Raw genomic sequence first — 11,228 nt, forward strand, 5'->3', positions numbered from 1 at the left:
GGTTTGCCGGGTGCGGAAGGCTGTATGTCCTGCCTATCCCCTGGGGATAGGCAGGAGCACATCAAAGTCGAATGGTACAAACTGGAGGGAGCAAGTCATTGTCCAACGATGGCTAGGTCGCCGCCAAAACCGATGCGATCCGCTACACCTCTGAGATCGATTCCTGATCGTCCACGAGCGCAAACGTTGCATCGTCTACCGTACGCCGGTGATGCGCAGCCTCAACGCTTTTTCCTGGCAGTGCGCGCAGCAGCTCGCGGAAATAGTCCAGACCGCCCCACTGGCTGGCATCACCGATCACGTACAACCGACATTGAGCCCGGGTGACCGCCACGTTGAGCAGGTTCGGCTTGCTAGCTGCCCAGCCGCGGGCCCCCGAGCCGGCCTGGCCTGGGGCCGTACCCAGCACCAGGAAGACGATGTGTGCCTCCTTGCCCTGGAACGTGTGGACGGTACCGCATTCAATGCCGCCGAATCGGCGCGCGCGAATACCGCATGCTTGGGCAACCTTGCGGAAAGGTGAGATCACATAGACCTTGGTCTTGCCACTTCTCTCGCGCTGCAACTGCGCCAGACAGTCGAGCAGACAGGCGATTTCGTCTTCCGATACGGGGTGACTCACGCGGCTTGAGCGCACGTCAAACCATGCGCTTTCGCCCAAGTTGCAGGAGAATTCCCAAGGTGTAGGTTGGCCCGATTCGTCGACGCGACCCTGCACCATCTGGCCGGCGTAGGCGATGCGGTTGGCCACCGAGAACATCGGATCGTCGCAGCGGCGGTGGGTGCGCAACGGCATGCCGGTCCACAGACGTTCGGGCGCGTCGTTCGGGGACGAACTGCTGGTTTTCTCGACCCAGGAGCCGAAAGGCGTGATGCGATCTGCCAACGTCTGCACCGATTCGTCGATGGGCGACCAGTGCGTTGCCACGTCGTGGCGGCGACGCAGCTCCTCCGTCAGGCTGCGCGGAACGGTGAAAACCGGCTCGATCTGCAGGGGGTCGCCGACGATGACCGCCCGTCGGCTGCGCCAGATCGCACCCGCCGCCGACTGGGGCGTGGCCTGACCCGCCTCGTCGATCAGCAGCCAGCCAAGGCTGTTCTGACCCATGCCGACGAACAGCCGATCAAACGAAGCGAGAGTCGTGGAAACGACCGGTACAACGAAGAAGAAGGCGTCCCACAGCAGCGGTCGGTGTTCGGGAGACAGCTTGTCGCGCGAGCCGCCGGTGAGCATGCCGTTCACCGCCCGCAGGTTGGCGATGAACTTGCCGGCGTTGGCCAGCACGGTAAGGCGGTGCATATCCACCGCCTGAAGGAACAGCTTGGCGCGCAGTTCATCCAGCTTGGGGCCGACAGCGACGCTGGCGCGGTGACGTGCGTCGGCCGGCAAGGCCCAGAACTGGGCGTCGGGGAAGTGCTTGGCACCCATCGCGTAGCCGGCTTGCAGCGCTCGCCGATGGGCCTCCAGTTCCCGCTCCAGCGCAGCCCGCGCGGAGGAGGCGGCTTTCTGACGCTCTCGTTGCTGTCTCAATTGGGCTTCGGCTACCGCTACTTCCTTCGACATTTCCGCGAGGGTGGCCGCAGCATCAGCCAAAGCCTGGGTCGGTGCCTCCAACGATTGCCGCAAGACCGCCATCCGGCGGGTCTCGCGGCCAAACAGCTGCATCAAGCGGTCCCACAGGTTGGGTGGCGTTCCGGCACGCAGTTGCTCCAGCACGATCCGACTCCCTTCGACGACAGCGCGCTGGGTGGCCACGGCTTCACGATGTCGTGCAAGGGCGAACTCGCGGGCCTGAATATCCTGGCCAAGTGCTTCCTCTTCGGACAAAAGGCCGTTCAGCCGGCTTCGCTCGTCGTCGATGTGCAGGGCAGCCTTCTCGGCCCGCTCCAACACCTTGCGACAGCGCTCGAACTCCGCCTGCAGCGCCAGGAAGGTCCGCCTGGCCTTCTGCCATTCGTCCTGGTACCGCCGGTAGTCATCGGAGGCCACCTCGAGAAGCTGCTTCATCGATGGCGGCCGATCATCCGAAGGGGATGGTTCTTCTGCTTCTTCGTCTGCCAGGTCGGCGCCGGCAGTGTGCTCTTCCCCCTGCGCCTCCTCGGCTTGGCGTTGAGGCAGGTATTCATCGCGAAAGAAGCCTTGCGCGAACGAACGCCGGTTGCCTGCGTTGCCCAGGGCTGCGGCGATCACACCCCAGGTCTCTATGGGCTGCTTCTCCTCGTCCAGGACCTTCTGTGCTCGGAAGACTTCGTGCATGACATCCGCGAAGTAATCCGCCGAACCGAACTCGTCCGCGACCTTCTTGCGCGCGGGCAACTCCTGGGTGATGTTCTTGACTGCGTTGTTGTTCGTGCTGGTCACAACGATCGAGGTGCCGGCAACCACCTCAGCCTTGAGCGGGAAGAAGCCCTTGCCCGCAACGGTCATCTTGTCCTCGAACAAGGCAACCGGGCGATCCAGCGCAGCGATTCGCCGCGCTCGCTCGGTGACGATCTCGGCGATGACGTCGCACAGAAGCGTGGTCTTGCCAGTCCCTGGAGGGCCATTGACGCCGATCAGCCCTTCCGCCTTGCCAAGCTGGCTGATCACCTGCGAGACTGCGGCCTGCTGCGCAAGGACGAGCGGGTGTTTGGAGGATGCCGGCCATCGCGCGCTGGGCAAGCGCTTCGCACTGACCAGCCCGGCCATGGCGGTGTTGTCGGTGAGGATGTCGACACGCTGGCGTTCTGGCAGCGCCGGCCCGAGGTAGGCACTCAAGGCCTTGCCGAACGACAGTTTCTTTTCCGCCTGAGCGATCAGACGATCCAGATCGTCCAGGTAGAACGAGTTCAGGAAATCGGTCGCGGCCTGCAGGCTGTCATCCAGGTAGCGCCGCTTGACTCGGCTGGTCCGCACGACGACACGCCAGTCCAGATTCGGTTCGTTCGCCGCTTCGCCGAACAGGCCGCGCACGATGCGCAGTTCCTCATCGAGATCCTCCCAATCCAGGATGGCCTCGGTCGGAGCGCGGTTCGCGGCATTGGCGGCGGCGCCTTCCTGTTCCTGATTCTCTGGGAGCCGGTGACGACGTTGGGCGAATTCCTCTTTCGCGCGTTCCAGGCGGGCGTTGATGTTGTCCAGCGCCTTTGTCTCCCGGAGTGCCGCCACGCCGTGCGCAAAGCTGGCTGGAAGGTAGCTGTCGGGTTTCGGTCGTCCCAGTTCATCCACTACGAAGGCCGCCAGCCAACCATTGCCGGTCACACGCTGGCGCTCGCGTTCGCTCAGGTCGCGATCTGGAAAAATGCCTCGGAGCAACAGCCAAGACAGGTCTTCCGTGTCAGCCACGCCCAGATAGACGACATGGACGTAGCCAATCGTGTCCGTGGGGGCGAATTTCTCTGACTGCCAGGGCAAGGATTTGCCACGACGAAAAGTGTCGACTTTTGTCTGGTCGCTGCTATCCCGCTTGGAAGGGGCTGTCGGGATGTTGAAAATCTCAAGGTCGCGCCAGAAGCGCAGGACGCGCAAAGATTCGTCGTTCGCGGTGCTCAAGTCTGGACCTCACCTGTTCCAATTGGCGCATGCTCCTCTGTGATGTACGGGCACTGGCCTGATGACGATCGATTTTGTCTATGAGAAGCATTGAAGCGCCATGATAGCCGTCCATGGACAAGGGGGCCATTCAGTCAGGGGCGAAAAGGGTTTGCGGCAGGCTCTCTATTTCGGTGCGGAGGATGACGGCGGTGGTTGCTCCATCGGTGAGGCGTCAAGGTCCAATTCACCGCGAACGTACGGTTTCGGCCGGACGGTAGGTCCGGAATCACCGTAATCGCAGCTTTCCCTGTAGTTGGGCGATGTGCTGCAGGGCAACTTCGCGGGTGGAGGGGGTGGAAGCGCTATCCCCTGGGGATAGCGTTGATGGGGGCGCATTCTCGTGGACAGCCTGACCTGCCCAGGCCCTGAACTCCCCGCGGATCGCCTTCTGGATGATGCCGAACAGGTAGCCGGCCGGGTTGCGCACCGTGCTGCCGCGGCACCGCGCCGCCCACTCGTCTAGCACTGCCTGCCGTAGAGGCTCGTCCACCTGCTGCAAGGCGATCAACGCCCCCGCCTGCTGCTCTTCCTTCAAGCGCAGGAATCGCTCGGGCAGTCGCAGGTTCTGCAGCGCCTTCGCGCGCGGTACCGTACGTACTTCATCAATACGGTCCTTACGTACTGTACGGTCGTCCTTCGGATTCCGAAGAGAGCCATCCGGTGCGGGTTTCGACCCCACTTCGGATTCCGAAGACGGGCGTTCACCGTTCCGTAGAGGGGCTTCCTGCCCTTCTTCGGATTCGTGGCCAACATCCTCCTGTGGATAACTCGCCGTCGTCCAGCCATGCCGGGCCATGTGCTGAGCAAGCACCTGCAGGCGCGTCGGCAGCGTGCGGCCGCTGAGCAGCGGGTCTTCGGCGATCTCCTTCAGCGTGTGCATGCCGACGATCTGCACCGCCTTGGCGGCATGGGTGAGTGCCTGGCTCACCAGACCCAGATAGTCGGGATCGAGTTGCATCGCCTCGAAGGGCGTGAGCGGTTCGTCATGCAGGACATAGAGGTTGCCCAGGATGCGGCCGGTCCTGGGGTCGCGGCGGCGACGCACCAGGCTGAGCCAGCGCGTCAGGCGCAGGAGCGTCAAGGCACGCGAGACGGTCTCGTGCGATGCCTGCGACCCGCACGGCATCGAGGCCAGATAAGGCCGAAGCTGATCATAGGTCGGAAAGGCAGTCACGCCATCGTCGTTGAGTTGGAGGCGGAAGACCTGCCAGGCATTGCGCTCCAGCGGTGTCAGGCGCCGGTCGAGGAACAGGGCGCGCGGCACGCTTTCATGGCGATTGCCGCTGTAAAGAAATCCGTCGCCGGTCGATGCCGTGCCTTGCGCCTGCTTCAGGCCTTGCAGCGCCTCGTCGAACAGCGTCGACAGCGCCATGGGACCATCGCGCCGCGGTGCGCCGCCCGTCGTCATGGCCTACACCAGCCCCTGGTCGATCCAGTTCCTTATCGCCGCCCAGACGACCGACATCGGCAGCGTCAGGGTTTCGGCCAGGTCCATGGTCAGGTCCAGCATGGCCAACTCGTCGTCCAGCGCGATGTGGCGCTCGGTGACCCCGGCTTTCCAGTGTTCCCAAAGGGCGGCATCCTGCGCCTCGTCCAGCACGGGATGCCGCCCCTTGCGCTTGGGCAATCCGAGGATGTCGCGCCGGAGGGCGACTTCCTGATGCGTGAGTCCGTAGAACCGGCTCACCATCTCCGTGCTCGCGCCCAGACGCAGCATGCGGTCCACCGTGGCGATTTCCCGCTCCACGTCATGCATCTGGCTCAGCAGCCGCTTCAGCACCTCGCGGTTGACCGAGACCGTACACCACGACACCGTGGCATTGACCAACACGCTGACCAGCGCTGGATGCTTGAGCGCATCCAGTTCCTCCTCGCCAAATCCCATCGCCTTGCAGCGGCGCAGTTGGCCGTTGCGCAGATCGTGCAGCGCCTGGGCAATGACGGCCTGGTTGAGCGGATGGGGTGGCGACATGGTGGCCTCGCGCGCTCAGGAATCGTCGCCCGGATCGGGTGGCGCCGCGCCGTTCTCCAGGTCCAGCAGCCGGCGGGCCAGGCGAAGCAGCCGGAACAGCTTCACCAGGCCAGCATCGCTCAGGCGGATGGATGCTCCGCCGCCGCCATGCAGCAGCGGCGCCAGGTCGTCGGCCAATCGCGCGCGATCCAGCGCTGTCGCGGATGCCGACGCCGCGCTCAGCGCATGCAGCAGCGTCAGCACGGCACGAGCAAAGGCCGGCAAGACCTTCGCCTGTGAAACGGACGGAGCCACGCAGATGAAGCCGATGCCATCCTCATGAGGCTCGATGTGCCTCGCTACCGCTGCCTCCTCGGCGACCTCCCGGGCAAACTGCGCGATATGCACCCGGAGCCGGTCCGGCGCATCGAGCCCGGGCTCGATGTACCAGACATCCGAAATCGGGTAGAGCCCATCGACCTGCACGGGAATTGCGCGCAAGGCATTGGTCTCGAAGTCGGGTAGCTTGTCGCCCAACTGGTCAGCCACCAGGCGCTGGATGGATTGCAGGCGTTCGGTGGTCGATGCGGGAGACACGATGTGCCCTTGCAGACGCTCCGCGTCGCTGTCGGCCGCTACCGGCGCAGCGCCTGCTTCCTCGACCTTCCCGCCGCCAGCCGCGGGAGCCGTGACGGTCTGCGTCGAGGGCGTCTCGGCAGTGGGTACTGCCGGTGCGCTGTCCCGCTGTCCGGTAGTCGCCGCGGCGGGTGGCGGTGCGGGCCGAGGTGCCACAGGCACCGTGGGTGCGGCCGGGATCACCGGCGACGGCTCGCTGATCAACGCCCGCTGCCGGCTCTCGCTGTCGTCGATCTCCAGGTTCAGCGTGTCATAGTCCGTGTCCAGCAGCTCGGCCATCTGGCCCACCAGTTCGTCCTGCACCCGCTGGAGCGAGAAGGCATCCGGCCGCGTGTCGAACTGCGACAGCACATCCTGGAACAGCGAAGCGAAGTCCGCGGCGAGCCGGCGGTCCTGCGCTCTCCGTTCCCAGGTGCGCTCGCACGCCCTGCGCAGCACCGCGAGCCGCTCCACCTGATGCCGGCCCAGCCCGCCGTACAGCACCGTCGGTATCGCCGGCAGCAGGTGGCGTACCGCATCCTGCATGCGGCTGATGTGCGACTGCTGCACCGGGTAGCCGTCGGCCGTCAGGCGACGCGCCAGTTCGGACTGCGACAGCACCTCTCCGCCATTTTCCTGCTCGTACAGGGCGCGTGCCTTCTCGACGCCCAGTGCCCGCTCGATGAAGGTGAGCCCACCGCGCAGTTCGTTCTCGGCCAGGTGGCCGGTGAGCGCCACGATCTCGCCGCGTTGTGGCCAAGGTCGGAACAGGCAGGCGATGCGGAAGAAGCGTTCCTCCTTCGTCTCGCCCCACAGCTCCCGCAGGATTGCCAGGCGCGTGTTGCCGCCGTTGCGGATGATGTAGTGGGCCTCGCCGGGCCGGCGCGTGATCGCGGGTGGCGCGTCCAGCCCGCGTTCGCGGATCGATGCCTTGATTTCCTCGTAGGCCGGGTTGCGTGTCACGCGCGGGTCGTGGTCGTAGGGGCGCAACTGGTCCAGCGTTACCACCATCGGTGTGTCGGCGATGGGGTCGCTCAGGGCTGCGGCCGTCGGGCCGCTGCGCTCGAAGCCGGTTTCCATCAGCTTGGCGGCCATGTCCCGCGGGGTCAGCTCAGCCATGACCGTTCTTCCAAGGCACCGGTCCGTCGATGGCCGCCTGCCGGTCGGCACGGCGAAGCTGCGCGCGGGCGTTGAGCCCGGCGCGGCGGTCGCCCGGCGTTGAACTGGTGTAGATCGACGCGCAGCCTGGCTTGGTGAACTTCAGATGACCGCCCGGCGTGCGCACGACGCGCCAGCCTTCGCTCAGAGCAAAGTCGATCAGCGCGCGCAGCCGTTTGTGGCCGCGCGCCAGGTCACGTGTGCCCGCCATGCCTCTCGCTCCCCGCGTCGTGCCGGCCAGTCACGCACTCAAACCGTTCCCGCCACTGTGGAAACAGTTCGCCGGCGAGGGCACGCATCGTCGCCAGCGCCGAGGGCGCGACACGGCCGACCGGCCGCCGGTACTCCTCCCGATGCACCGGCAAGCCTCGGGTCGCGGCGCGCGGGTAGGCTTCGATGGCCGGCACGACGGTGTCCAGCACTCGCACACCAGCCTGTCCCTGGAACATCTGCCGCAGCGTCTGTTGGATGAGCCGCGCATTCGCCGATACCGGATGCACCCGGTTGATGAGCAGGTGCAGGGGTGGCGGCTCGATGCCCAGATGTCGGTACGGCCCGATGTCCTCGATCAGTTGCAGCGTGCCACGTCGCAGTTCGCGCGCCGCCAGGATCTCCGGCGTCACTGGCGATAGCGCCAGGTCCGAGGCCAGTACCGCCATTTCCAGCAGCACGCTGCGAGCGCCCTGGGTGTCGATCAGCAACAGGTCGTAGAACGGTGCCAGCGCCGGCAGCAGGTGTCGGAGCCGCAGGCGCCCGTCCGGCGCATGCAGCAGCAGCAGTGTGTTCAGTTCTCCGCGGTCGTCGTTCGACAGCACCAGGTTCAGCCCGGCGATAGTGGTGTGCGACACCAGTTGATCGAGGCGGCGCTCGTTGAATGCCAGCAATTCGTAGATGCCGGCGGGCGCACGCGCATCCAGGGCGAAGTAGCTCGACAGCGTGGGTTGCACGTCCAGATCGAGCAGCAGCACGCGCAGCCCCGCGTCGGCGGCGAAGCCGCCCAGGTTGGCGGCAGTCGTCGTCTTGCCCACACCGCCCTTGGTCGAGATGATCGAGATGACCAGCATCGTCAGGCTCCTCGTCGCGTTTGATGGGGAACGGAACGAGGATCAGATGCGCTCACTGCGGCGCTCGGCAATCCACTGCTCGACCTCGAGCGAGTCCCAGCCGACCGCTCGAACTCCCAGGCGCATGGCTTTCGGGAACTTGCCCGCTTTCATCAGGTTGTAGATGTGGGCGCGCTTGAAGCCGGTCTTGGCCTCGACTTCATCGCGGCGCAGGATGCGGCGTTCGCCAACAGGCGGCGGAAGTGGCTTGTCCGACATGAGGGGCACTCCTTAGCGCTTACTGGCGCTTGTTATGCGTACCCCGTAATTGACAGGAACTCCTGGGAAATGAACACCGCAAATGCGGTCTCCGGAACCGCAGATTGGAGCTTGACGCCGGGTTTGCCGCGCCTCAGGGGTAAAGTGGACCCCATCGTCAAGACAGAAAGAGTATGAGTTTAAGCAATAGCTTGGGGGTCGCTCGCAGCGGAACAGCGCTGCCCTGGTACTGCGGTTTCACTGGGTGGCGTCACAGCCGACGGGCCGTACTTATCCACGATCAGTGCGCCTCCGCCCTGCCGGTTCCGATAGACCGTATCCGGTGTCTCGTTCGCCAGAGCCGCGTGGGGGCGTTCGCCGTTGTAGAACGCGAAGTAGTCCATCAGTCCCAGCGTGACTTCCTTGAGATTGGCGTAGCCCTTGAGGTAGACGTCTTCATATTTCACCGTCCGCCAGAGTCGCTCGACGAAGATGTTGTCAAAGGCCCTTCCGCGGCCATCCATGCTGATAGTGACTCCCTCTCGCTTGAGCACGCCAGTGAACGAGTCAGCCGTGAACTGCGAGCCCTGGTCACTGTTGAAGATCTCCGGTGGCCCGTACAGCTGCAGGGCCTCTTCGAGGCAGTCAACGCAGAAGGTCGTATCCATGGTGTTGCTGAGCCGCCAACTCAAGACCTTGCGGCTGTACCAGTCCATGATCGCGACCAAGTAGGCGAAGCCCTGAGCCAGACGGATGTAGGTGATGTCGGTACTCCAAACCTGGTTGGGCCGGTTGACCACAACGCCACGCAGCCGATACGGATAAACCTTGTGCTGCGGGTGCGGACGACTGGTATGCGGACCCGGCGCGATCGCCGCCAACCCCATCCGACGCATCAGGCGCTGGACACACTTACGGTTGACCTTATGGCCCTGGGTCCGCAGCTCGACCACCATGCGCCGACTCCCGTAGAACGGCCGTCGTGTGTAGATCTCGTCGATGAGTCCACACAGCAGCAGGTCGCCGGCCTCATCCGGTGACAAACGCCAGCGCGCATACACGGTCGCCCGGGAAACCCCGGCCAGCGCACACTGGCGAACGATGGAGATCTCGCCACCCGCGTCAATCCAGTCTTGACGGTTCACGGCAGGTTGATCCCGGACTTTTTTTTGAGCCAATCGAGTTCCATCTTCAGGCGCCCAATCTCACCGTAGAGACGGTCCGGGGCATCCTTTTCCGACACTGGCTTGGGGCCCCGCTTGCCTTCGAAGAGCGTGCCAGCCTGCTCGAGGATCGCCTTCTTCCACTGGGTCACTTGGGCGGGATGGACCCCGTAGGCTTGACCGATCTCGTTGACGGTCTTGACCCCCTGAATCGCCTCAAGACCAACTTTCGCCTTGAATTCAGCGTTGTACGTGTTTCTCTTCCGTTTTTCAGTCATCTTGTTAGTATCCCGATTCAGCCCCCCACTCAGAGCTTAAACTGCTGTCTAGATATCGGGGTCCACTATAGGGCTCGATGCCTGCACCTTGCGGCGGGCCTGGGCGAACTTGGCTTGCAGCGTGCGCTCGGTGATCCCCATGAGCTTGTCGTGGTGGGCGATCAGGGCGCTGATGATCGCGTCCTGGCTGTTGAAGCTGGAGTAGGGGGCTCCGGACGGGGTGCGTCCGAGCATCAATGCCAACATCGCGCCGATGATGTTCAGATAGGTGGTCTCGGCGCGATCGCTCAGTGGGTACAGGACGCCGGTGAGATTCGGCGAACCCTGCTTCTTCTGCTGCTCCTTGAGTTGATGCAACTGGTGGCGACACTGCTCCAGCTGGGACTTCAACGCCTCCCGTTCCACCAGAAGCGCATGGCCGGCCTCCAGGGTGATCACCGGGTGGACGATCCGCTCGTGGCGGGAGAAGAGAAAGGCCGGCCGCTGCTCCGGATAGGTTCGAAGCATCCACCGCTTGAGATCGACGTGGCGAACGGTCAGATCGGGTGAGTCCCACAGCGACTTGTCGTTCATCGTGATGCCGTTCAGTCCGTAGGGCAGCTCACCGTGGAAGATGGCGTCATAGATACGATCGGTATACAGACGAAGCTCGCCACAGCGCGGGCAATCCTGTATTGCCGACAGACGTCCGGGCCTGACGGTCATTAGGATGTCATCTCTGAATCGGTACAATCCGGCCCATCGGATGGCCGCGTCGATGGGGCGGTAGTACACCTCCGAAAGCGAACTCCCTTGCATGTGGTTGCCTCCCTGTTGCCCCCCATCAAGGACCCTGCCTTCCCCGAATCGAAGGCTGGCGCCACGCGGCCCTGCCGAAGAATCGAGCTTCATCGAGAGAGCTGGATGGGGATGTCCTGCACCTTTGCCGCGCATGCGAGGATCATGACTGCGCGACGTGCTGGCAAGACCAACTGGGAATGGGCTGATCTCGCCACTGTCTCCGACCTTGTGACAATCGGCGGCGCGATGCCACAAGTCGTCGAAATCCTGGCGGAAGCGCCTTGGGTCAGACCTGATCGGTATGCCGATAGGCTGAAACGGAATCGTGCCGCAGAATGGCACGACCATTCGACGGGGCCACGGATGCAATCACGCTTATTGGCAGTCCGTGGCTGCCGATGGCTTGCC

8 protein-coding genes and 1 pseudogene are annotated in these 11,228 nt (G+C 64.1%); all 9 read right to left on the reverse strand.

What is annotated here, in order from left to right; all coding sequences use genetic code 11:
- Positions 1 to 142: 142 nt before the first annotated feature.
- On the reverse strand, positions 143 to 3,532 hold the full coding sequence (locus ACLF6L_RS01060; protein WP_412852167.1) for a DEAD/DEAH box helicase: 3,390 nt from the start codon (positions 3,530 to 3,532) through the stop codon (positions 143 to 145).
- A gap of 268 nt (positions 3,533 to 3,800) precedes the next feature.
- On the reverse strand, positions 3,801 to 4,982 hold the full coding sequence (locus tag ACLF6L_RS01065) for an STY4528 family pathogenicity island replication protein (RefSeq protein WP_412852168.1): 1,182 nt from the start codon (positions 4,980 to 4,982) through the stop codon (positions 3,801 to 3,803).
- 3 nt (positions 4,983 to 4,985) lie between these two features.
- Positions 4,986 to 5,546 (reverse strand): DUF2857 domain-containing protein, encoded by a 561-nt coding sequence (locus ACLF6L_RS01070; RefSeq protein WP_200157768.1) that lies wholly within the window; start codon positions 5,544 to 5,546, stop codon positions 4,986 to 4,988.
- A 15-nt stretch (positions 5,547 to 5,561) separates the two neighbouring features.
- Positions 5,562 to 7,259 carry a ParB family protein gene (locus tag ACLF6L_RS01075; RefSeq protein ID WP_412852169.1) on the reverse strand — a complete coding sequence of 566 codons (1,698 nt, stop codon included), beginning with the start codon at positions 7,257 to 7,259 and terminating at the stop codon, positions 5,562 to 5,564.
- Complete coding sequence (locus tag ACLF6L_RS01080) at positions 7,252 to 7,509, reverse strand: type II toxin-antitoxin system HicA family toxin (protein ID WP_200157766.1); 258 nt, start codon at positions 7,507 to 7,509, stop codon at positions 7,252 to 7,254. The genes ACLF6L_RS01075 and ACLF6L_RS01080 overlap by 8 nt, the downstream gene beginning before the upstream one ends.
- The gene (locus ACLF6L_RS01085; RefSeq protein WP_412852170.1) at positions 7,493 to 8,362 is read right to left on the reverse strand and encodes a ParA family protein; all 870 of its coding nucleotides are present in this window, start codon (positions 8,360 to 8,362) and stop codon (positions 7,493 to 7,495) included. Before ACLF6L_RS01085 ends, ACLF6L_RS01080 begins: the two co-directional genes overlap by 17 nt.
- Before the next feature lie 42 nt (positions 8,363 to 8,404).
- Positions 8,405 to 8,620, reverse strand: coding sequence for an AlpA family transcriptional regulator (locus ACLF6L_RS01090; protein ID WP_200157764.1), 216 nt, complete (start codon positions 8,618 to 8,620; stop codon positions 8,405 to 8,407).
- A 266-nt stretch (positions 8,621 to 8,886) separates the two neighbouring features.
- Positions 8,887 to 10,040, reverse strand: a pseudogene (locus ACLF6L_RS01095) (IS3 family transposase); the annotation flags it as partial.
- Between the two features lie 48 nt (positions 10,041 to 10,088).
- Positions 10,089 to 10,838, reverse strand: coding sequence for a hypothetical protein (locus tag ACLF6L_RS01100; protein WP_412852171.1), 750 nt, complete (start codon positions 10,836 to 10,838; stop codon positions 10,089 to 10,091).
- Positions 10,839 to 11,228 lie beyond the last annotated feature (390 nt).

The organism is Ectothiorhodospira shaposhnikovii (assembly GCF_047222355.1).
In the GTDB taxonomy this organism is placed as follows: domain Bacteria; phylum Pseudomonadota; class Gammaproteobacteria; order Ectothiorhodospirales; family Ectothiorhodospiraceae; genus Ectothiorhodospira.

Excerpts from the sequence above, each read along its gene's own strand:
- ACLF6L_RS01085 (WP_412852170.1), bottom strand. The coding sequence starts at position 8,362 with ATGCTGGTCATCTCGATCATCTCGACCAAGGGCGGTGTGGGCAAGACG.
- ACLF6L_RS01100 (WP_412852171.1), bottom strand. The coding sequence starts at position 10,838 with ATGCAAGGGAGTTCGCTTTCGGAGGTGTACTACCGCCCCATCGACGCG.
- ACLF6L_RS01090 (WP_200157764.1), bottom strand. The coding sequence starts at position 8,620 with ATGTCGGACAAGCCACTTCCGCCGCCTGTTGGCGAACGCCGCATCCTG.
- ACLF6L_RS01075 (WP_412852169.1), bottom strand. The coding sequence starts at position 7,259 with ATGGCTGAGCTGACCCCGCGGGACATGGCCGCCAAGCTGATGGAAACC.
- ACLF6L_RS01080 (WP_200157766.1), bottom strand. The coding sequence starts at position 7,509 with ATGGCGGGCACACGTGACCTGGCGCGCGGCCACAAACGGCTGCGCGCG.
- ACLF6L_RS01065 (WP_412852168.1), bottom strand. The coding sequence starts at position 4,982 with ATGACGACGGGCGGCGCACCGCGGCGCGATGGTCCCATGGCGCTGTCG.
- ACLF6L_RS01070 (WP_200157768.1), bottom strand. The coding sequence starts at position 5,546 with ATGTCGCCACCCCATCCGCTCAACCAGGCCGTCATTGCCCAGGCGCTG.